17 protein-coding genes are annotated in these 21,874 nt (G+C 72.5%); all 17 read left to right on the top strand.

Translation table 11 applies throughout. The features are described 5' to 3' along the window. The first annotated feature begins 63 nt into the window (after nucleotides 1-63). The gene (locus OHU34_RS41460; RefSeq protein WP_142268366.1) at nucleotides 64-1,356 is read left to right on the top strand and encodes an aspartate aminotransferase family protein; all 1,293 of its coding nucleotides are present in this window, start codon (nucleotides 64-66) and stop codon (nucleotides 1,354-1,356) included. Next, nucleotides 1,353-2,384 (top strand): ATP-binding cassette domain-containing protein, encoded by a 1,032-nt coding sequence (locus tag OHU34_RS41455; RefSeq protein ID WP_142268367.1) that lies wholly within the window; start codon nucleotides 1,353-1,355, stop codon nucleotides 2,382-2,384. Before OHU34_RS41460 ends, OHU34_RS41455 begins: the two co-directional genes overlap by 4 nt. Continuing rightward, a complete protein-coding gene (locus OHU34_RS41450) occupies nucleotides 2,381-3,190 on the top strand; it encodes an ABC-2 family transporter protein (protein WP_230196102.1) in 810 nt (269 codons plus the stop codon). The genes OHU34_RS41455 and OHU34_RS41450 overlap by 4 nt, the downstream gene beginning before the upstream one ends. Then, a complete protein-coding gene (locus tag OHU34_RS41445; protein WP_142268368.1) occupies nucleotides 3,187-3,987 on the top strand; it encodes an ABC transporter permease in 801 nt (266 codons plus the stop codon). The genes OHU34_RS41450 and OHU34_RS41445 overlap by 4 nt, the downstream gene beginning before the upstream one ends. Before the next feature lie 9 nt (nucleotides 3,988-3,996). Beyond that, nucleotides 3,997-5,460 (top strand): phosphotransferase, encoded by a 1,464-nt coding sequence (locus OHU34_RS41440; protein ID WP_405771550.1) that lies wholly within the window; start codon nucleotides 3,997-3,999, stop codon nucleotides 5,458-5,460. A gap of 2 nt (nucleotides 5,461-5,462) precedes the next feature. After that, nucleotides 5,463-7,556 (top strand): glycosyltransferase, encoded by a 2,094-nt coding sequence (locus OHU34_RS41435; protein ID WP_405771547.1) that lies wholly within the window; start codon nucleotides 5,463-5,465, stop codon nucleotides 7,554-7,556. Beyond that, on the top strand, nucleotides 7,549-8,682 hold the full coding sequence (locus OHU34_RS41430; protein WP_405771544.1) for a sugar phosphate nucleotidyltransferase: 1,134 nt from the start codon (nucleotides 7,549-7,551) through the stop codon (nucleotides 8,680-8,682). Before OHU34_RS41435 ends, OHU34_RS41430 begins: the two co-directional genes overlap by 8 nt. Continuing rightward, nucleotides 8,679-9,608: a PfkB family carbohydrate kinase gene (locus OHU34_RS41425; protein ID WP_405771541.1), complete on the top strand. Its 930-nt coding sequence runs from the start codon at nucleotides 8,679-8,681 to the stop codon at nucleotides 9,606-9,608. Before OHU34_RS41430 ends, OHU34_RS41425 begins: the two co-directional genes overlap by 4 nt. Then, on the top strand, nucleotides 9,605-12,898 hold the full coding sequence (locus tag OHU34_RS41420; RefSeq protein ID WP_405771538.1) for an HAD-IIB family hydrolase: 3,294 nt from the start codon (nucleotides 9,605-9,607) through the stop codon (nucleotides 12,896-12,898). Before OHU34_RS41425 ends, OHU34_RS41420 begins: the two co-directional genes overlap by 4 nt. Further along, nucleotides 12,895-14,997, top strand: a complete 2,103-nt coding sequence (gene malQ, locus OHU34_RS41415) for a 4-alpha-glucanotransferase (protein ID WP_142268373.1) — start codon at nucleotides 12,895-12,897, stop codon at nucleotides 14,995-14,997. The genes OHU34_RS41420 and malQ overlap by 4 nt, the downstream gene beginning before the upstream one ends. 4 nt (nucleotides 14,998-15,001) lie before the next feature. Beyond that, the gene (locus OHU34_RS41410) at nucleotides 15,002-16,135 is read left to right on the top strand and encodes a sedoheptulose 7-phosphate cyclase (RefSeq protein ID WP_230196098.1); all 1,134 of its coding nucleotides are present in this window, start codon (nucleotides 15,002-15,004) and stop codon (nucleotides 16,133-16,135) included. Next, a complete protein-coding gene (locus OHU34_RS41405) occupies nucleotides 16,132-16,506 on the top strand; it encodes a cupin domain-containing protein (protein WP_142268375.1) in 375 nt (124 codons plus the stop codon). Before OHU34_RS41410 ends, OHU34_RS41405 begins: the two co-directional genes overlap by 4 nt. Continuing rightward, nucleotides 16,487-17,605, top strand: coding sequence for an ROK family protein (locus OHU34_RS41400; protein ID WP_230196097.1), 1,119 nt, complete (start codon nucleotides 16,487-16,489; stop codon nucleotides 17,603-17,605). The genes OHU34_RS41405 and OHU34_RS41400 overlap by 20 nt, the downstream gene beginning before the upstream one ends. After that, nucleotides 17,602-18,528, top strand: coding sequence for an SDR family oxidoreductase (locus tag OHU34_RS41395; RefSeq protein WP_405771533.1), 927 nt, complete (start codon nucleotides 17,602-17,604; stop codon nucleotides 18,526-18,528). Before OHU34_RS41400 ends, OHU34_RS41395 begins: the two co-directional genes overlap by 4 nt. A gap of 158 nt (nucleotides 18,529-18,686) precedes the next feature. Beyond that, nucleotides 18,687-20,189, top strand: coding sequence for a GMC family oxidoreductase (locus tag OHU34_RS41390; RefSeq protein WP_405771530.1), 1,503 nt, complete (start codon nucleotides 18,687-18,689; stop codon nucleotides 20,187-20,189). Between the two features lie 82 nt (nucleotides 20,190-20,271). Further along, a complete protein-coding gene (locus tag OHU34_RS41385; RefSeq protein ID WP_405771527.1) occupies nucleotides 20,272-21,216 on the top strand; it encodes an aldo/keto reductase family oxidoreductase in 945 nt (314 codons plus the stop codon). 328 nt (nucleotides 21,217-21,544) lie between these two features. Then, nucleotides 21,545-21,769 carry a hypothetical protein gene (locus OHU34_RS41380; RefSeq protein ID WP_405771524.1) on the top strand — a complete coding sequence of 75 codons (225 nt, stop codon included), beginning with the start codon at nucleotides 21,545-21,547 and terminating at the stop codon, nucleotides 21,767-21,769. The last annotated feature ends 105 nt before the right edge of the window (nucleotides 21,770-21,874 follow it).

Genomic DNA, 21,874 nt, shown 5'->3' with positions numbered 1-21,874 from the left:
GTGCGCCGCACAGCAGTTCCGCGCGGCGGTCTTGTGCGTTCGGCCCGACGAGCAGGGGCAGCGATGACAGGCTTACGGCAGACAGAGCACCTGGCACGAGAGGCACGGCACCTGGCCCCGGGCGCTTCCGAGGAAGCCGTCCACGGGCGACGGGTGTTCACCGAGGGACGCGGCCCCGTCCTCACCGACCTCGACGGCAACCAGTACCTCGACTTCGCCGCCGGCACCCTCACCCAGTCCCTCGGTCACGGGCACCCTGAGGTCGTCGAGGCGCTCACCGCTCAGGCGCGCCGCCTGTGGAACGTGCACGACAGCGCCACGCCGGACCGCGCCGAACTCCTCGAACTGCTGGCCAGACTCCTGCCCGAACAGCTCGACACCTACGCGTTCTTCTCCACCGGTGCCGAGGTCGTCGAGGCCGCCCTGCGGGTCGTGCAGGCGACCGCACCGCCCGGCCGCAACAGGATCGGCGCCCTGCGTCACGGCTTCCACGGGAAGACCATGGGCGCCCGGATGCTCGTGCACTGGGACGTCGGCCACCAGGCCTTCAGCGGCAACAGCGTGCTGGGGTACAGCCCCTACTGCTACCGCTGCCCCCTGGAGCTGGAGTACCCCTCGTGCGACGTTCGCTGCGCGACGCTGGTGCGCAGACACATCGCCGAGAAGCCCAACGTCTCCGCGCTGGTCTTCGAGCCCGTCCTCGGCGCGGCCGGGGTGATCGTGCCGCCGCCGGGCTACTGGGAGCGCGTCGCGGAAGCCTGCCACGACAACGGTGTCCTGCTCGTCGCGGACGAGGTCCTCACCGGCGGCGGCCGCACGGGCGCCTTCCTTGCCAGTGAACTCTTCGGCATAGAGCCGGACTTGGCGATGCTCTCGAAAGGCACCGCGAGCGGATTCCCCTTCGCGGTGCTCGCCGGCCGCGGCGAGCTGCTGCGCCGCCCCGAGGCGGCCACCACAGGCGCGTACGCCTCGACGTACGCGAGCAACCCGCTGGGGATCGCCGCCGCCCGTGCCACGCTCGAAGTCGTCGAACGCGACCGGCTGATCGAACGCGTCCGCGTCCTCGGCGAGATCATGGAGGACCGCCTCGGCGGCCTGCGGTCCCGCTTCCCGCAGCTGGGCCAGGTCCGCGGCATCGGACTGCTGTGGGGTCTGGAGTTCGTCACGGACCCCGCCGACCGCACCCCTGCGCCCGACGTGGCCCGCGCCGTCTACACGACCGCCCTCGACCTCGGGCTGCGCACCTCCCTCGGGGGACACATCCTGCGCCTGGCACCGCCGTTCACCATCGAGGAGGCACTGCTCGACGAGGGCTTACGCCTGCTGGCACAGGCAGTCGAACGGGTGGTCGCGTGATCGTGGCGGAACATCTCGTCAAGGAGTTCCGGCTGGCCGAGCGCAAACCCGGCCTGCTGGGCAGCCTCTCCACCCTCCTCAGCCGCGAGTACCGCGTCGTGCGCGCCGTCGACGACGTCTCCTTCGAGATACCGGCCGGCGCCAAGACCGCCTACATCGGCGCCAACGGCGCCGGGAAGTCGACCACCATCAAGATGCTGACCGGCATCATGACCCCCACCTCCGGCCGCTGCCTGGTGGGCGGGCTGGAGCCGTACCGGCACCGGCAGCGCAACGCCCGCACCATCGGCGTCGTCTTCGGCCAGCGCAGCCAGCTGTGGTGGGATCTGTCGGTCCCCGACTCCTTCCGCATCCTGCGCCGCATCTACGACATCCCCGAACCGGTCTACCGGCGCAATCTCGCGCTCTACGACGACCTCCTCGACATCGGCGCGCTGGGTTCCACGCCGGTGCGCCAACTGAGCCTCGGGCAGCGCATGCGCGCGGAGATCGCGGCCAGCCTGCTGCACGACCCGGCGGTGCTGTTCTGGGACGAGCCGACGATCGGCCTCGACATGGTGCTCAAGGACGCGGTACGCCAACTGGTCAACCGCGCCCACCGGGAACTGGGCACGACGGTGGTGCTCACCAGCCACGACATCGCCGACATCGCCGCGATCTGCGACAGCGCCCTGGTCGTCGACCACGGACGGGTCGTCCACCAGGGGACCTTGCAGGACCTGCTGCGCACCGCCGACCACCGTTCGGTCGTCTTCGACCACCGGGACGGCACCACGGCGGCGACGGCCCGGGAACACATCGAGGTCGGCCTGCCCGGCGTGCGCGTCACACCGGAGGACGGAGGCCGCGTCCGCGTCGACTACCCCACCGGCCGCTACACCTCCCGCGAGGTCCTCGCCTTCCTCCTGGACCGCTTCGACCTCGCCGACTGGTACGCCCCCGAACCCGGCCTCGAGGACGTGCTCCGCGAGATCTACGCCGGATCCCGCGCCGCAGGACCCGCGCTCGCACCCGAGAGCACTCCGTGATCGCCCGCACGCGTCGCTACGTGCCGTTCGCCACCAGCGGCCTGCAGTCGCTGCTCCAGTACCGCTCCATGTTCGTGATGACGGCGATGACCGCGGCCGCCGGCGCCGCCGTGACCGTCTTCCTGTGGCGCGCCGTGTACGCGGGCACCCCCGGCCGCGGACCGGGCGGCTTCACGGTGGCCGACATCACGACCTACCTGCTGGTGGGACAGATCCTCCAGGTGCTGCACACCAACCGGGTGGACGACGAGGTCGCCGCCGAGGTGTACCGCGGCGACGTCGCGGTCATGCTCGTGCGCCCCGTGAGCTATCCCGTGATGCGGTTCTTCGCCTGCCTGCCGGTGGTGGCGGCCAACGCCGTCCTCGTCGGACTGCCTGTCCTCGGCCTGTTCGCGCTGCTCGTCCCGCTCAGCGCGCCCCGCCCGGCCGATCTGCTGCTGTTCACCGTTTCCACCGCGCTCTCGGTGCTGCTGGCGTTCTGCGTGAACCTGCTGACCGGGATGACCGGCTTCCTCACCACCAACACCTGGGGCGTGCGGATGGTCAAGCAGAGCGTCGTCGCCTTCTTCGCCGGACAACTCGTGCCGCTCGCGCTGATGCCGGGCCCGCTGGCGGCGCTGGCGCGGGCGCTCCCCTTCCGCGGAATGGTCGACGGCCCGCTGACCCTGCTCCTGGGCCGGTACGACGGCTGGCCGGGCGCCCTCGGGCTGCTCGCCCAGCAGGCGGCCTGGGCGGCCGGGCTGTCGCTGCTGTGCGCCGCGCTCTGGCGCGCGGCCCTCGGACGTCTGGAGGTGCTCGGCGGATGACACGCACGATGGTGCGGTACCTGCGGCTCTCCTGGTTCCTCGGCGGGGTCGGCCTGCACCGGCTGGCCGCCTACCGCACGGACTTCGTGCTCGGCGCGGGCGCGTTCCTGGTCCGGGTCGGCGTACAGACGGCGGTCGTCGGCCTCGTCTTCCGGCAGGTACCCGTCGTGGGCGGCTGGTCGTACCACGAGGTGCTGTTCCTGCTGGGCTTCTCCCTGCTGCCTCGTGGGCTCGACCACCTCTTCACCGACCAGTTGTGGGAACTGGGTCGCAAACTCGTCCAGCGCGGCGAGTTCTACCGCTACCTCGTCAGGCCGGTCGACCCGCTGTTCTCGCTGCTGTCGGAGCGCTTCTTCCATCCCGACGGGCTCGGCGAACTCATCGTCGGAGCCGTGCTTGTGGGCTACGCGGGACATGAACTCGGTCTGTCCCTGACCGCGTTGCAGTGGGTCCTCGCGCCGCTCCTGGTGCTGTGCGGCGCCCTCGTGCACACCTCGGTGAAACTGCTTTTCGCCTCGCTGTCCTTCTGGACCGTGACGAGCATGCCGGCGATGTACGCGGCCAGTCAGGTGTCGGAGTTCTCCGCCTACCCGCTGGACATCTACCACCCGTCGCTGAAGGCCCTGCTCACCTGGGTGCTGCCCTTCGCCTTCACCGCCTATGTGCCCAGCGTCTACCTGCTGAGCGGCGACCGGGGCCTGCTCGGCTGGCTGCCCGTGGTGACCGCAGGCGCCCTGGCGCTCGCCCTGGCCGTATGGCGCCGCGGCGTCAACCGATACGAGATGACCGGAAGTTGAGTCGCCATGATGCGAGATGACGATCTCGGCCCGCTGCTGCGCGCGGCCCCCTGGATGTCCGAGGACGGCCGGCGGGCCGAGCGCTTCGAGCGTGTCGACCACGCGGAACTCGGCGCCGCACAGCTGCTGGTGGTGGCCGCCGTCGGCGGGCCGGCAGCGGGACAGCGCTGGTTCGTCCCGGTCCGCCGCGGCTCCGAAGGGACCGCTGTCGAAGAGGCGCACGGCAGTGCGGAGTTCGACGCCGCCGCGCTGAACGCCGTCTGCACCGACGGCAGGCTGCGCACGTCCCGCGGCGGTTGGGTGCGTTTCCGCGGCACCGGGCTCACGGCGCGCTCGGTGCGCCCGCTGCCGTTCGAGCGTGGCTGGTCCTCCAACGCCCTGTCCCTGCTCGAGAACGACGGCAGGGCCTACGTCCACAAGACCTACCGGCGGCTGGACGAGGCCGCCCGCGAGCCGGAGCTCCTGCGGCTGATGAACCGCACCGGCCGGACCCCCGGCTGGGCCGGCGACTACGCCTACGTCGATCCCGCCGACGGCGTCCACCGCACGCTGGGCGTGTTCTACGAGTACGCGCCGGGCGACGGCATCGACCTGCCGCTGAGGCAGAGCATGCGGTCGCTGTGGCCGAAGGTGACCGGCGCTCAGGATTCCGGCGACCTCATAGCCGCCGTGGAGGCGCATCTGCGCCCGCTGGCGCGCAACCTGCGCGACGCCGGGCGGTTCCTGGCCGGTTTCCACCGGGACCTGGACGCCAGGCTCGGCGGACATCCCGGACCGCCCTATCCGGTGCGCGAGGTGCTGGCGCGCGGCGTCGACCGGACGGCCGCCCTGGCCTCGGCGCAGATCGCCCTGCCCGAGGCGCCCCGCACCGCCGCCTTCGCGGCCCTGCGGCAGGAGGCCTCCGTGCTGGGCGCCGCCTTCGACGCCGCCCCGGGGGGATTCCCCTCCGGGCCGTGCCACGGCGACCTGCACCTGTCCCACCTGCTGTGCCGGCCGCGGGACGACGGAGGCTGGTCGATGAACGTCATCGACATGTCCACCCCCGCCCTCGGACCGGGCGAAGCGGGCTGGGCCGCGCAGTCACCGGTGCAGGACCTGGTGGCCGTCCAGCGCGCACTGGAGTACTTCACCGCCGACGAAGCGGCGTTCGAGAGCGGGCAGCGCCTGGGCATCGACTCCCTCGAGACGATGCGGGGCGCGCTGGACGGCGCCGAGGACTGGCCCGCCGGGCCGCGCGCCGAGCTGCGGCGGGTGTTCCGCGCCGCCGACATCTGGCGGGCGCAGGTCCTGCGGCTGCTCCTGGGGCGGACCGCGGACGGCCCCCTTCGCCGCCTGCTGTACCTGGGCCGGCTGCTGCACGAACTCGCCTACAACATCGACCACGCCCGCCCGTACCACGCCGCGATCGACCTGCGCCATGCCCTCGCCCTCGGCGCCCGCACCCCGGCCCCGACTCTTCCCGCAAGGACGTGACCGTGACAGAGCCCCGTATGCACATCATCGAGACCTACTTCGAATGCTGCGGCTTCGACCACACCTTCCTGCAGGGCGGCACCTCGGTGTACCTGTGGAACCTGTCCCGGGCGTTCGCCGCCCGCGGCCACCGGGTCTCCATCGTCACTCCCGCGCACGGCAGGCTCGACGACCTGCGGGGCAGGTACGAGGTGGAGGACCTCGACTACGCGGACGAGTACGTCCTGCCCCTGGTGCTCGACCCCGACGTGTGGCAGGGCTTCCCCGCCGAGGTCAGGCTGCCGCTGCGCACCACCGCGCACCGCATCCGCCTCGACGGAGTGGACCTGTACTTCCTCTCCAACGACTACCTCGACCGGCTTCCGGACACCTTCTACCCGCCCTACTCCGCCAAGGGCCAGGACCTCGTCTTCTTCAAGCCGCTGGTCTTCCAGGCGGACAGCGTGCGCTTCCTGCGCCACTGGTTCGGCGAGGAGAAGGCGCTCGTCCACGCCCACGAGCCGTACTACCACTACCTGCTGCCGGCCGCGCTGCGCGCCGACCCGCTGAAACTCGTCGTCAGCACGGTGCAGAGCAACATGCCGATCGCGAAGAAGGTGTACGCGCCCGAGGTACGCCGACTGCTCGATCTGCTGGGCGCCACGGCCGACCTCCCGCCGGACGGTCCGTCTGCCGGGCCGGAACTCGAAGCGGTGCGGCAGTACCAGCAACTCACCCATCTGCACTACGAGTACCCGCCGGACCACGTCGCCCTGTACCAGCTGATCCTCGAGAACGCCGATCTGATCGACTTCCTCTCGCCCGGCCAGCTCGACTTCTACGCCTCGTTCCGGGACACCCCCTTCGAAGCGCTCTTCGCGCACCTGCCCCTGGCCCGCGCCGTGCGGGAGAACGCGCACAAGATGTTCGTCGGCGGCTGCGCCATCTCCGACCAGTGGCTCGCCTGGGATCCGCGGGAGGTCGACCGGGCGAAGGTGCTCGGCGGGCTCGGGCTGGACCCCGCGCTTCCCACCTTCTTCCACAACGCCCGCTACGCCCTGCACCACAAGGGCCAGCTGGAACTGATGCGCGCCGTCGACCGGGTACTGAGCGACGGCCTCGCCGCGAACTTCGTCGTGCGCTGCATCTCCGGCGCCCCGCTGGATGACCCGTACTTCCGCGAGGTCGCCCGACGGCACCCGGGGCGGCTGCACCTGGAGTCGGACCGGGTGGACGAGCGACGGGTGTTCGAGTACGCGGCGTCCGCCGACTTCTGCCTCTTCCCCTCCAAGTTCGAGATGGACACCTTCCTCATCGCCCAGGGCGAGGCGATGGTCTGCGGAGCCGTCCCCATCGCCACGGCGCAGGAGGGCATGGCGCACTTCCTGCACGCCCGGCCCGAGCCGGACAGCACCGGTCTGGCCGTCAACCGCTCCTTCGCCGAGGACGACCCGCTGCTCACCGCCGCCCTCGCCGCACGCATCCATGAGGCGGTGGCCCTGCGGACCGAGGACCCGGTCCGCTACCAGCTGCTGTCGGCGCGCGCGGAGGCCGTCGCCCGGCGGTTCACCTGGGAGCACTGCGCGGAACTGCACCTGGCCGCCTTCAGCCGCCTGTGGCGGGGCGAGCCGGCCGAGCCCGCCGCCGAACGGGCCCTGCGGCACGGCTGGTTCGATCTGTTGAAGGACGACGAGATCACCGCGGAGGCGGCACTCGTCCACGGCGACCTGGCGGCGTACGCGCGGCACGCCCCCGTCGACGCCTCGGTGGCGCGCCGGTTCTTCGGGACCGCGTGGGAACGCGCCGACTTCACGACCTGTGAGCGCGTACTGGACCGCTTCCCCGACGCCGTGACCGCCGAGGAGGCACGCAGGCTCCGTGGACGGTGCTCGGTCACCGACGAGGGCAAGCTGGTGTACCGGCTGCCGCACGCCGAGCGCGTGGAGCTGGTGACCCCCGCCCCGCGCGAGACGGCGGTCCGCGCGCTGCCCGAGGTACGGGAGCTGCGCCGCACCGGACCCGGTGAGTTCGAGGGGCCACCACCGGCGGCGAAGGCCCGCCTGCTGCTCACGCTGGTCTCCGGGCGGGTCACCTGGGACGAGGCCCGTCATGGCTGAACGGGGAGGGGTGCGCGCGGTGCTGCTCGCGGGCGGCGAGGGACGGCGCATGGGCCCGCTGGGCACGGGACGCCTGAAGCCGCTCGTGCCCTACGGCGGCGCCTGCCGACTGATCGACTTCAGCCTCGCCAACGCGCGCGCCTCGGGACTGGAAGAGGTGCTGCTGCTGTCCCAGTACGAGGAACGGCTGCTGATGGACGACCTGCACCAGGTGTGGAACCGCGACCCGGGCTTCCGGGTCCACTTCGGGCCGTACGACGAGGCCTACCGGGGCGCGGGGGACGCGCTTCCGCGCGAGCTGCCCGAACGCACCTGGCCGGCCGAACGGGGCACCGCGGACGCGCTGATCCGCAAGGCGGGGCACGTCTTCGGCGGCGGACCCGAACAGGTGCTCGTCCTGCACGCCGACCACGTCTACCGCTTCGACCACGGCCCGCTGGTCGAGGCCCACCGCGCCTCCGGTGCCGCTCTGACCATCGCCTACCAGCGGATCGAGCGGCGCTGGGTCCATCTGTTCGGCATGGTCCGCTTCGATCGTGCCGGCCGGCTCACGGAGTTCGTGGAAAAGCCCGCCGAGCCGACCAGTGACCTGGTGTTCGCCGCCTTCTGCGTCTTCGACGCGGCGGTGCTGCACCGGTATCTGGAGAAGCTCGACGGCACCGACTGGCAGCACGACATCAGCCGGGACGTCATCCCCGCGATGCTGGCGGCAGGCGAGCACATCCGCGGTCACCGGGTCGACGGGCACTGGGAGGACATCGGCACCGTCGAGCGCTATCACCGCGCGCATCTGCTGCTCGCCTCGGCGGGCCCCCGGGCCGGACTCCCCGTCGAACGGATGCCGAGGACCCTCCGGCCCGAGGTGGACCGCGGCTGGGTGGCCGACTCCCACGGCGTGGTCGCCTCGGTGGTCCCGGCAGACCTCGTCAACCGCGGCCGGGTGGAGCACAGCGTGCTGTTCCCCGGTGCACGCGTCGGGGCGGGCGCCCGGGTCAGGCGCAGCGTGCTGCTGCCCGGCGCGACGGTCGGCCCCGGCCAGGACATCGACTCGGCGGTGGTCCTGGAGAACGGACAGGTGCAGCGGGTCGAGGACGCCGCGGCCGTCATGGAAGGAACCCGTACATGAGCCTGCCCCCCTACGACGTGCTGGTGGTCGGCGGCGCCGGTGTGGACACCGTCGTCCGCGTCGAGAGACTGGAGGTCCCGCCTGGTGATTCGCTGCACGTGCCGCCCGTGTACGACTACGTGGCGCACACCGGCAACGGCGTGGCGCTCGGCTGGCACGCGCTCGGCCTCACCACCAAGTTCATCGACTTCCTCGGCGACGACCCGCAGGGCCACGCGGTGCTCGCCGCGTACGCCGAGCGGGGCCTCGACTTCAGCCACGAGGTGTCCCCGCACGGCACGCCGCGCGGCGTCAACCTGGTCGACGCGCAGGGCCGCCGCTTCTCCTTCTACGACTCCCGGCACCCGGAGGACCTGCGGCTGCCCCGCGCCTTCTACCTGCCGCACCTGGAGCGGGCTCGGCACGTGCACCTCTCCATCGTGGGGCACAACCGCGACCTGTACGAGGACATCCACCGGCTCGGGGTGAGCAGTTCCACCGACCTGCACGACTGGGACGGCGTCAACCCCCACCACCGCGTCTACGCCCTCGCCTCCGACTACGTCTTCATGAGCGCCGTGGCCGTCCGCGAACGGCTGGACCAGGTGCTGCACGGCATCGTCGAGGAGGGCCGGGCCCGTCTCGTCGTGGCCACGGACGGCGCGAACGGCTGTCACCTGCTGCTGCGGGGCGAAGCTGAGGCGCGCCACTTCCCGGCGGTGCGGCCAGAGCGGCCGGTCGTCGACAGCAACGGCGCCGGCGACGCCTTCGTCACCGCCTTCCTCCACGCCCACCTGGCGGGACGGCCGGTGGAGGAGAGCGTCCTGGCCGGTTCGGTCGCCGGGGCGTTCGCCTGCGCGAGCGCCGGCACCCACACCGAGTTCATCGACCTGCCCGGTCTGCGCGCCGCATGCGCCCGCGCGCAGACCGGCGGAGTGAGGGAGTGACCCAGGTGCACATCATCGCCTTCTCCTTCGAGTGCGGCGGCTTCGACAGCCGTCTCATGCGCGGCGGCCTCTCCCCCCTCGTGTGGAACCTCGCTCGCCAGTACGCGTCACGCGGCCACCGCGTCTCCTTGATCACGCCCGCGCACGGTCATCTGGAGCTGCTGCGGGAGCGGTTCGACATACAGGAACTCGACTACCGCGACGAGCACACGGTGCCGCTGGTATTGGACCCCAAGGTGTGGCCGGACCAGCCCGCCGGGACCGGCCTCGTCCTCGACACCCGTGCCCATCTGCTGCGGCTGGAGGGTGTGGACGTGTACCTGCTCTCCGATTCCCACCTGGACCTGCTGCCGGACCGGCTCTATCCGCCGCCGGCCACCGAGGGGCGGGACCTGGCTCACTTCAAGCCACTGGTCTTCCAGGTGGACGGCCTGCGGTTCCTGAAGCGGTATCTGTCGGACGGGCCCGCGGTCGTGCACGGCTTCGAGCCGGCCTACCACTACCTGCTGCCCGCGGTCCTCGCCGACGACGACCGTTACCGGACGGTGAGCACGATCGCCGCGAACGCCCCCATCACCCAGAAGGTGTACCGGCCGCAGGTCGAGAGGCTGCTGGAGCTGTTCGAGGCGAGCGGTCCGGATCTCGACGCCCTGGACGGGCCCCCGCCCGCCGAGGACTCCCCCGCCGCCGCCATGGCCCGAGCGCTGGCCGGCACCCGGATGCACGTCGAGTACGGCCCGGACTACGTGGGCGTGTTCCCGCTGATCGCCGCCGACGCGGACCTGGTCGACTTCGTCTCCCCCGGTCAGCTCGACCACTACGTCACCTGGGAGGGCACACCGCTCGGGGCCCTCTTCGAGTCGCTGCCGGTGGCCCGGGGGCTGCGCGAGCGTCCCGACCGGCTGCTGGCCGGCGGATGCGGCATCGCGGACAGCTGGCTGGCCCGTGACCCGGAGTCGGTGGACCGGGCCGCGGTGCGCCGGTCACTGGGTCTGACGGTGTCCGGCCCGGTCTTCTACCACGCGGCCCGCTACGCGGTGCACCACAAGGGGCAGCTGGAGCTGATGCGGGCCGTGGAGGAGGTGCTGGCCGGCGACCCGGAACTCGGTTTCGTGATCCGCTGCTCGACCGGAGGCGGCGACGGTCCGGCCGCTGTCGCCAACGCCGCGTTCCAGCGGCTCGCCGACCGGCATCCGGGCCAGGTCTGCCTGGACTGGCGGCTCGCCGACGAGGAGGCCCTGTTCGAGGAGGCCGCGAGCGCCGACTTCTGCGTCTTCCCCTCCAAGTTCGAACTGGACGGCTTCCTCATCGCCCAGGCCGAGGCCATGGCCTGCGGTGCGGTACCGGTCGCCACGGCCCAGCGGGTCACCTCCCACTTCGGGCACCAGCGTCCCCTCGACGCCCCGGACGCGACCGGGTTCTCGCTGCCGGGTTCCTTCCGCGACGACGACCCGGAGCTGGCCCGTGCTCTCGCGGAGCGAATACGTCACGCCGTGACGGTCTTCCGTACGGCGCCGGACACCTACGCCCGACTGTCGGACAACGCCCGTCGGTTGAGCCGCTCGTTCACCTGGGGGCACGCCGCCGACCTGCGCCTGGCCGCCTACGAACGGCTCCTGCGCGGCGAGCCCGCACCGACCTCGGTGGGCGAACTGGTGGCGCGGGGCTGGCTGGACGCGCTGCCGCCCACCGCCTTCGCCGAGCACCGTGACCTGATCGTCCGGGCGGCGACGGAACGCGGTGACGCCGACGCCCTCGCCCGCGCTCTCGGGTGCGGCGCCGACGAGTTGGGCGCGGACACCTGGGACCGGCTCTTCGCGTCGGCCTTCGACAGGGCGGACTTCGCCCGCTGCGCCGAACTGGCCCTGCGGGCGGACCGGCCGGACCTGCGGGCCCGGTTGGCGGCCCGGTTCCGGCTCAGCAGCGGTCCGGACGGCGTCTGGCGGGTGCGATACGCCCACCCGGGGGCCTCCCGGGTAGAGCTCGTGGTCGAGGTGACCCCGTCGGCGTCCGGCGCCGGGCAGGCCGAAGCCATGGTGGCCTGCCGCGACGAAGCCACTGTGCCCGGCCCCGGAAGGACCGCTGCGGCCGACCTGGTGGGGGTCGGCCCGGAACGGGCCACGCTTGCCGCACCCAGGTCGGCCGCCCGGTCCGCTGACACCGCGGCCGCCACCGCCGTCGCGAGCGGCGACGCCACGGAGCACGGCACACCGGCTGCGGGCCACCGGCGTCCGGGCACGGTGGACCGGCCGGCCGGCCCGACACCGCGCGCCGCGCTGGAGTCCGTCGCCGAGACCCTCGCCTCGGACGAACCGGCGCCCTCGGCCGGCGGAACCGTCCTGCGGCCGCTGACGCCCGACAGCGAAGACGACGGCGTGTTCGCCGGGACGCTGGACGGGCCGCCCCTCGGCAGCCACGCCGTGGCCATGGTGACCCTGCGCTCCGGCCGGGTGGTCTGGGACGCGGTGCCGGTTCGCATGCCCGCGTTCCGTCTGGTGGCAACCGACCTGGACGGCACCTTGCTGCGCAGCGACCTCACCGTGTCGGCGCGCACCCGGCGGGCTCTGGACCTGGTCGCCGCCTCCGGCGCGCACCACCTGGTGGTCACCGGACGTCCGGCGGTGGCCTGCAAGGACCTTCTGGAGAAACTCGGCTACCGGGGGCTGGCGGTGTGCGGACAGGGCGCGCAGTTGTACGACGCCGGGACCGATCGTCTGCTGTCCTCGCTGTCCCTGGACCGCGACCTCGCCCGCAGTGTCGTCGAGCGGGTCGAGGCGGAGCTCGGCCGGGTCGAACTGGGCGTCGTCACCTCGCCGCCGGAGAGCCGTTTCAAGGTCACCCCGGGCTTCGGGGAGCGGGTCCGACACGGCTGGGACGTGACGACCGACCGGGACCTGCTGTGGGTCTCGCCCATCGACAAGCTGATCCTGCACCACCCGGACGTCGACGAGGACCGGCTGGCCGCGGTCACCCGGCGGCTCACGGGCGGCGAGGTGGCCGTCGTGCACTCCGTCAAGGGAATGGTGGAGGTCCTGCCCGAGGGCACGGACAAGGGCTCCGGCGTGGCCCGTGCCGCCGAACTGCTGGGATTCACCGGCGCCGACGCCGTCGCCTTCGGCGACATGCCCAACGACGTCCCGCTGCTGGCGTGGGCCGCCCATGGCGTGGCGGTGGCGGGCGCTCACCACGAACTGCGGGCCATGGCCGACGAGATCGCCCCCGGCAACGACGAGGACGGGGTCGCCGCCGTCCTCGAACGCCTCTTCGCACCGGTGGAGGTCCACGGATGAGCCGGCGCACCGCACCCGACGCGTCCCTGCGGGAACTTGCGCGCGCACACGGCGTGAGTACCGAGTACGTCACCGACCGGGGGCGCCGCGTCACCGTCGCAGCGGACACCCTGGTCGCGGTTCTGGCCTCGTGCGGCGTGGACGCGAGTACCCCGGGCGCCGCCCGCCGGGCACTCGCCGCCCGGGGCGCGACGGACGCGGACAGGCTGCTGCCGACCTGCGTCGTCGCCCGCGCGGGATCGGCCGTGGGGCTGCGGCTGCCGTCGGGCGCCGAGGCCCGTGTGGAACTGGAGGGCGGCGGCGCGTGCGCACTCTCCACGCCGCTGCCTCCCGGTGCGCACGTCGTGCACGTGAGCGCCGGTGAGCGGCGGGCGTCCGCGGCCCTGTTGTCGGTGCCCGACCGTGTCCCGGCGCCCGAGCGACGCGGCTGGGGCTACCTGATCCAGCTGTACTCGGTCCTCTCCCGCAGGTCCTGGGGCATGGGAGACCTGGCCGACCTCGCGGAACTGGCCTCCTGGTCCGGTCATGAACTCGGCGCCGATTTCGTTCAGTTGGGCCCGTTGCACGCGGTGGAGCCGGGGCCCCTGCCCGATCCCTCTCCGTACCGGCCGAGTTCGCGGCGCTTCGCCGACCCGATGCACGTCCGGGTGGAGGAGGTACCGGAGTACCGCTACCTGGACCGTGAGGCCCGCCGGGCGGTGGACTCCTGCGCCGCACGGGCCCGGGAGCTCAACGAGGGTGTACTGCGCGGCGGGACGCCGATCGACCGGGAGACGGTTCGCGACCTCAAACACGAGGCCCTGCGCCGCCTGTACGAGGTCACGCCCACACCGGGCCGCCGAGCGGCACTGGAGGCGTTCGTCGACCGGGAGGGCGAGGACCTGACGGACTTCGCCACCTGGTGTGCGCTGGCCGCTGTGCACGGCGGCGCCTGGCGGTCCTGGCCCGACGGGCTGCGCGATCCCAGGTCGCCGCGGGTGGCCGCGGCACGCGAGGAACTGGCGGACGCCGTGGCGTTCCACCGCTGGCTGGCGTGGATCACCGACGAGCAGCTCGCCACGGCACAACGGGCGGCGACGGACGCGGGCATGGCCATCGGGCTGGTGCACGATCTCGCGGTGGGCGTAGCCCCCGAGGGCGCCGACGCCTGGGCACTCCAGCACTGCCTGGCCGACCGGATGAGCGTCGGGGCTCCCCCGGACGACTTCAATCCCCTCGGACAGGACTGGGGACAGCCGCCTTGGCGGCCCGACGCGCTGGCCGCCGAGGGCTACCGACCGCTGGCCGCGTTGCTGCGCGCCGGCATGCGGCACGCCGGCGCCCTGCGGGTCGACCACGTCATGGGCCTCTTCCGGCTGTGGTGGGTGCCCGAGGGCCGGCCGCCGTCCGAGGGAACCTACGTCCGCTACGACGCCGAGGCCATGCTCGGCGTGCTGCTGCTGGAGGCACACCGGGCCGGCGTGGCGGTGATCGGCGAGGACCTCGGCACGGTGGAGAGCGGTGTACGCGAGGAGCTGACCGCGCGCGGCGTGCTCGGTACCTCGGTGCAGCGCTTCGAGTACCTGGGCGGTTCCGAGGGAAGGCACGGTCCGCTGCCGGCGGACCGGTGGCGCACCAACTGCCTCGCCACGCTGACCACCCACGATCTGCCGACGACCGCGGCCTGGCTGAGCGGCGAACACGTCGATCTGCGGGCCCGGCTGGGACTGCTGACCCGTCCGGAGCCGGAGGAGAAAGCTCAGGCGGCAGCCGAACGGGACGCCTGGCTGGAGGAGTTGCGTCGGCTGGACCTGCTGCCGGACGCCGGCGGCGAGGTCGTCGCCCTGCACCGGTTCCTGGCTCGCACGCCGTCGACACTGCTCGGCGTGTGGCTGCCGGACGCGACGGGCGACCGCAGACCGCAGAACCTGCCCGGCACCGCGCAGGTGTACCCCAACTGGCGGCTGCCGGTGGCGGACCGGAACGGCCGTCCGGTGCCGCTGGAGGAACTACCAGGCCACCCCGACGTACAGGCCATCGCCCGCGTGTTCCAAAACAGTGAACCGCACGGAACGAAGACCGAGGAGACAGATGTCAGGCCAGGCTCTTGCCCGAGCTGAAGGAGTGCGTGAGGACTCCGGAGGCTTCGACCTGCTGGCACCGGACGGCACGCGGTACCGCGTGGACGTCACCGACGGCGTGTTCGACCCGTACAACCCGCTCCTGGCCGGCTATGTGGACGGACGCCGTGTGGTGGCCTTCATCGGCCCGACGGTGGACCGCATCTACGGTGATCTGCTGCGCTCCTACCTCGACGCCCGCCTGGAGCGGGGCAGTTGGAGCGTGCACACCATCGTCGGCGGTGAACGGAACAAGACACTGGCGTCGGCGGAAGAGGTCTGTGCCGTCGCCAAGGCGGCCGGTCTGGACCGCCACGGGGTGATGCTCGCCGTGGGCGGCGGGATCGTCGCCGACATCGTGGGCTTCGCCGCCTCGATGTACGCCCGCGGAGTCAGCTACATCAAGGTCAACACCACCCTGGTGGGGCAGGTGGACGTGGGGGTCGGGGTCAAGACCGGCGTCAACGCCCTCAACACGAAGAACATGTTCGGGGCCTATCACCCGGCGCACGCCTCGCTCAACGACCCGGGCCTGCTGGCCACTCTGCCGGCCCGGGAGATCCGCTGCGGCCTGGCGGAGATCGTCAAGATGGCCGCGATCCTCGACGCGGATCTCTTCAGGACGCTGGAGAAGCATCCCGACGCGTTCCTGCGCTCCTCGTACGGCGAGGTGGAGACCTATGTCCTGCGCACCTCCATGCGGCTGATGATGGAGGAGCTCTGCCCCAACCTGCGCGAACATGAACTCGCCCGGCTCGTCGACTTCGGACACACCTTCAGCCCGCTGATCGAGACGGCGGGCGGTCACCGTCTCGAACACGGCGAGGCGGTCGCCGTGGACATGGCGCTGTCGGCCCACCTGGCCAGGCTGCTCGGGCTCGTCGACGCGGAGAGCTGCGAGCGCCTCGTGACCTTGCTGCGCCGCATCGGCCTTCCGGTCTTCGACCCCGCCACCTGCACACCGGAGCTGATGACACAGGCGCTCGAAGCGTCCTGGCAGCGGCGGGGACGCAAACTGCACCTCGTGGTGCCGACCGGCATCGGCAAGGCGGACTTCGTGGAGCGGTTGGAGGACGTGCCCGCCGACGTGCTGCGGGACGCTCTGGAGGCACTGGCGCACGCGGGCGGCACGCCGTGAGCGCCGACGACGTGGTGAACCTCGACCGACTGCTGCGGGGCAAGGAGCACGACCACGGCGGGCTGGGCACGATCCTCGCCCACCGGGTGTTCTCCCGCCCCGAGGGCGGCCCGGGAGCGGAGTTCATCGACATCGCCGTGCTGCCGCCCGGTACCTCCATAGGGCGGCACCGGCACGGCCGGGACCGTGAGACGTACATCGTGCTCAGCGGCAGCGGCCTGATGCACCGGGACGGTGCGGAGTTCCGGGTCGCCGCCGGGGACGTCGTCGTCAACCGTCCGCACGGCGAGCACGGCCTCGTCAACGACTCGGCCGCCGATCTGTGGCTTCTGGTCTTCGAGGAGGAGCTCCGTGACCATCCCGCAGTCTGACCGCCTCGCCGCCGTACCCGTCCCGGGCGGCACCCCTGCGGGCGACGCGAACAGCTCCGCGCACCACGGGTACCCGGAAGACCCGGACGGCGTCTTCACCGTGCTCGACGTGGGGGGCACGACGCTGCGGACCGGGAGCTACGACCCGGCCGCGGCGGCCGTGCACCGCGTACGCCGGGTGCCGGTGGAGGGCATGGCCCGCCATCCGCGGGATCCGGTGGCCGTCCTGCAGCGGCGCGTGGTGGACCAGATCGTCCACGAGGTGGCCCGACACACCGCGGGTGCGTCGCCGCGCGCCGTCGGGGTGGCCTTCGCCGGACCGATCTCGGCCGGCGGTCTCGTCCTGGCGGCTCCCACGGTGTGGGGGCGGCGCGGTGACCCCCTGCCGCTGGGACAGCTCCTGACGGAGCGGGTCGGGGCACCGGTCGTGGTCGTCAACGACCTCACCGCCGCGGCCTGGCGCTACGCGGCGACGGAGACCGAGCCGTTCTGCCTGATCACCGTCAGCTCCGGCATAGGCAACAAGGTCTTCCGGGGCGGCGAGGTCCTGCTGGACGCGGACGGGCACGGGGGTGAACTCGGCCACTGGGTGTGCGACCCCTCCCCGGAGGCGGCGCTGTGCGACTGCGGTGCGCGTGGCCATCTCGGCGCCATCGCCTCCGGGCGGGGCGTGCTGGCCGCGGTCCGCCGCGCGGCGGACACCGATCCGGCCGGCTTCGCCGCTTCCCTGCTGGCCGCGTTGTGCGACGGCCGAGCTCCCGGCATCGACAATCCGGCGATCGCGACCGCGGTGCGGCAGGGCGACACGTTCACCACGGAGGTGCTGCGCGGCACCGTCACCCGCCTCGCGCAGGCGATCGGCGCCGTCTTCACCTCGATCGGGGTGTGCCGGTACGTCGTGATGGGCGGCTTCGCCCTGGCGGTCGGTGAACGCTACCGGGAACTGCTGGTCGGCGAGTTGGTGCGACTGGGCTGCTTCGGGCTGGACGCGGACGCGGTCGACGGCATGGTGTCGCTCGGACGGCCGGACGACGACCACGGTCTGATCGGCGTGGGCAGACTGCTCGCCGACCGGATGTCCCGGGCGGGCACGCGATGAGCGCCGGGACCACGCTCGTCGTGGGCAGCGGATTCGTCGGAACGGGCGTCGCACGCCGACTGGCAGCGGCGGGCGAATCCGTCACCGTCGCCTCGCGCCGCCGTCCGGCGGCACATCTCCCGGTCGGCGAAGGCGTTCGGTGGCACGCCCTGGACGCCACCGATCCGGTGGCGTGCAAGCGGCTCGTGACCCGGCTGAGGCCTCAGCGCGTCGTCCTCGTGCACGGACCGTCCGACGTCACCTGGTGCGAGGAACATCCCGAGCAGGCCCTGCGGGCGCACACCGCGGCAGCCGCCAACCTCTCCTCCGCGGCCGGGGCCGCGAGACTGCTGATGATCTCCACCGACAACGTCTTCGACGGGTCCCGCCCCGACAACACGGAGGATTGCCCGGTCGCCCCGGCCAACGCCTACGGCCGCGCGAAGCTGCGCGCGGAGGAGACCGTCCTCGGCGGGGGCGCGGACGCGGTGGTGCTGCGGGTCAGCCTCGTCTATGGCCACGAGCCGACGGACTCCGCCAAGTGGCTCAACTTCTTCGCTGTGTGCGCACACCGCATGCTGCGCGGCGAACCCGTCGCCGTGCCGGAGGACCAGTGGACGACACCGGTGCTGGTGGACGATGTCGCGGAGGTGACGGCGGCCGTTCTGTACGCCGGGACGCCTCTTCCGCCGGTCCTGCATCTGGGCGGCCCCGACCGGGTGAGCCGCGCCGCGTGGGCCTCCGTCGTCGCCGAGACGCTGGGAGCCCCGCCGCACCTGGTCGTTCCGACGTCGCGGGCCGGCACCCGGTACGCCTCCCGCCCGGAGAACACGTGCCTGGCCAGCTCGCTGCTCGGCCGGCTGCCGGCCACCAAGGCGATCGCCGTCCGGGGGGTTCGCGAGGGTGCCCGGAGCCTGGCGGCCGCCTTCACGACCGCGGGCTGAACCATTCGCCGGGTGCCGCGTGCGACCCGCACGCCGGGAGCCCCGCCCGGACCGCGTGTGGCCGCGTGTGGCGCGCCACAGCTTGGCCGCGGGTGCGGCCCCCTAGCCCGGTCCGTCCGACGACCGCCGCTCGGCGGTGAGATCTGTGGAGCGTACGTATGACAGGTACAGGAGCGGTGACCGGCTATGACGTCGTCGTCCTCGGCGGAGGCGTGGCGGGGTGCGTGCTGGCCGCCCGACTGAGTGAGGACCCGGGCCGGTCGGTCTGTCTGGTCGAGGCCGGGCCGGACTACGGACAGCGCGACCACTGGCCGGAGAAGGTGCTGGACTCGCGCAGTCTGCCGCGCGACGACGTGTGGGAGCGGCATGCCGCCGTACATCGCGTCCGGGCCCGGATCCTCGGCGGTTCCTCATGTGTCAACGGCTGCTGGAACACCTGGGGCGCGCTGTCGGACCACGCCGAGTGGGAGCGAGCCGGGGGCGACCGGTGGTCGGCCGAGGCGATGGAGCCGTTCCGCCTGGCCGCGGTCGAGCAGATGGGGCTACGGCCCGTCCCGGAGAACGAGTTCTCCGTCTGGAGCAGCGGAGCGCTCGAGGCGGCGCGCGAGCTCGGCTACCAGGAGGTCGACATGGGAACGTCGGGCGGGCCCGGTTACGGCACTCCCCTCATCAACTCCTTCGACGGCCTGCGCTGGAACGCGGTGTTCGGCTATCTCGACCCGGCGCGGGCGCGCCCCAACCTGACGATCCTCGACCGGGCCCTCGTCGACCGGATGGACGTCGGCGGCGGCCGGGTGCGGGCCGTCGAGATCGACCGGGACGGTGAGCGAATCACCCTGTCCGCCGACGACTACGTCGTCGCGTGCGGGACCTACGGGTCACCCGCCGTGCTCATGCGCAGCGGCATCGGCCCAGCCGTCCACCTGCGGGAACACGGCATCCGGCCGGTGGTCGACCTGCCCGGTGTGGGCGCCAACCTGTCGGACCAACCAGGGGTGTTCGTGCCGCTGACGCCGACCGGGGAACTCGACGAGGCGCTGGCCGGCAAGGAGGCGAAGGGCGACCTGTACGTCAGCCGCATGCTGGTGCGGGCCGCCGGCGACCGCTGCCCGGACGGCTCCTGGGACCTGCACCTCCTGCCCGTCGCGGGTCCCCCGCTCTTCGGCAGCCTGCCGCCGGGCCGGTACGAGGCGGGCATCTCGTCCTTCCTGATGAAACCCGCTTCCCGTGGCCGGGTCGCACTGCGCTCGGCCGATCCCGCCGAACCCCTCGACATCGCCCCCGGCTTCTTCTCGGATCCGGAGGGCCACGACCTCGCCGTCGTCCGGTGGGGGCTGGGCCTCGTCGAGGAGATGGCCTCAACCGCCGCGCTCGGGAAGCTGGTCCAGCCGCTCGGCAGTCGTCCCGCGCACCTCGCGAACGAGGAGATCAAGGCCCGCGCGGGCACCTACTGGCACCCGGTGGGGACCTGCGCCATGGGACCCCCGGACGATCCGTCCGCCGTGGTGGACGGCACGGGCCGGGTCCACGGACTGTGCAACCTGAGGGTTGCCGACGCCTCCGTGCTGCCGACGGTGCCGGCGGCCAACACCCAGCTGCCGGTCCTCGCCGCCGCCGAACTCCTGGCCGACGCGGCGAGGGCCGAGACGGCGCTGAGCTGAGACGGCGGACGGCCGCGAGGAATCCAGAAGATCACCCGCGGCGCCACGGCACGGGTCTGACGGCACGAGAGGAAGCGAGAGCATGACCCCGCACACCGACATCCGTGATGTCCGCCTGCTGTACGGCTGCATGGGACTGGGAGGGGGCTGGGACCGGCAGCCGTGGACGGCCGCGGACGTCACCCACGCGGAAGCCGCCGTCCAGGCCGCGCTCGACGCCGGGTTCACGGCGTTCGATCACGCCGACATCTACCGTCACGGCAAGTCCGAGTCGGTCTTCGGCGAGGTCCTGGCCCGGGCCTCCGGGCTGCGCGATCGCATCGTCCTGCAGACCAAGTGCGGCATCGCGCTGCCGGACGGCGACCGTGCGGGCTCCTACGACCTGCGGGGGCGCACGATCCTGCGGCGGGTCGAGCAGAGCCTGACGCGGCTGCGTACCGACTTCATCGACGTCCTGCTCCTTCACCGGCCCGACCCGCTGGCCCGCCCGCAGGAGATCGCGGAGGCGCTCCGTACGCTGCACGAGCAGGGGCTGGTGCGGCAGTTCGGGGTGTCCAACATGAGCGCCGCGCAGATCGCCCTGCTGCGGAAGAGCGTGGATGTGCCCCTCGTGGTCGACCAGCTGGAGATGAGCCTGGCCCGCCGCGACTGGGTGGAGTCGGGTGTCCTGCTCAACACCCCGGCCTGGGCGGGCGGCGGGTTCCCGCACGGGACCGTCGAGTACTGCGTGGCCCATGACATCCAGGTGCAGGCTTGGGGGCCCCTCGCGCAAGGGCGCTTCACCGGTGGGGCGGACACACCGGCCGCCCGGCTCATCGCGGACCTGGCGGCGCGCAAGGGAACGACACCGGAGACCGTTCTGCTGTGGTGGCTCCAGCGCCATCCCGCGGGGATCGCTCCGGTCGTCGGTACCACGCGGCCCGAGCGCATCCTGGCCTGCCGCGACGCCGTGCACGGCACTCCCGCTCTCACCCATGAGGAGTGGTACGGGCTGTGGACAGCCGCGCGGGGCGCACCCCTTCCCTGAAGACCGTTTCCAGCGCGGCCAGTTGGCCGGTTGCGCCGAGTGTGGGGAGTGGCCGGTGAGGACGAATCGTTCCGGACGGTCTGTGGGAGGTGGCGAGGCCCTTGGTGCCGCCGGCGCGGGTTCGTCCGCGAGGAGATGGGGTGGCGAGCATCGATGATGACGCGGTCTTCGCCGCTCGGGGGCAGGAGCGCCGGCATGAGTCGAGGAGCAGCAGGGCACTCGCGAACAGCGCGCCGGTGATGGCGATCGAGGAGGTCTTGTCGGCGCGGCGCTGTGCGAGTGGCGCGAGTGGCTGGAGAGCCTCGTCGGGTGGTTCGACGCGTACCCGTTGAACCGGGCCGAGGTCGAGGGCCAGCGGATCTTGTGGGAGCGCGCCGCCCGAAACCTGACCCTGCAGGTCGTCGACCGCACCGGCCGTGACGACGGCCGGCACCGACATTGCCGTCAAGCGCTCACCTGGTTCCTCGGCCGCTGGGGCGTCGCTCCCGACCTTGCACAGGAGCTGGTCGACGAGGCGGATCGGCGGGCGGTTCGCGAGCTGGACCGGCCCTGAAGTGGTTGGCGCGTCCCGCGGCTCATCGGCCTGGAAGGTGACGCGACGCAGCAGGCCAACCCCGACCGCCGTAACGCGGAAGCCCACAAGATGTGCTGCCATCAT

This window comes from Streptomyces sp. NBC_00080 (assembly GCF_045041255.1).
Classification (GTDB): domain Bacteria; phylum Actinomycetota; class Actinomycetes; order Streptomycetales; family Streptomycetaceae; genus Streptomyces; species Streptomyces coriariae.
The sequence above is the reverse complement of the archived record's forward strand: the minus strand, read 5'-3'. Positions and strand labels throughout refer to the sequence as shown.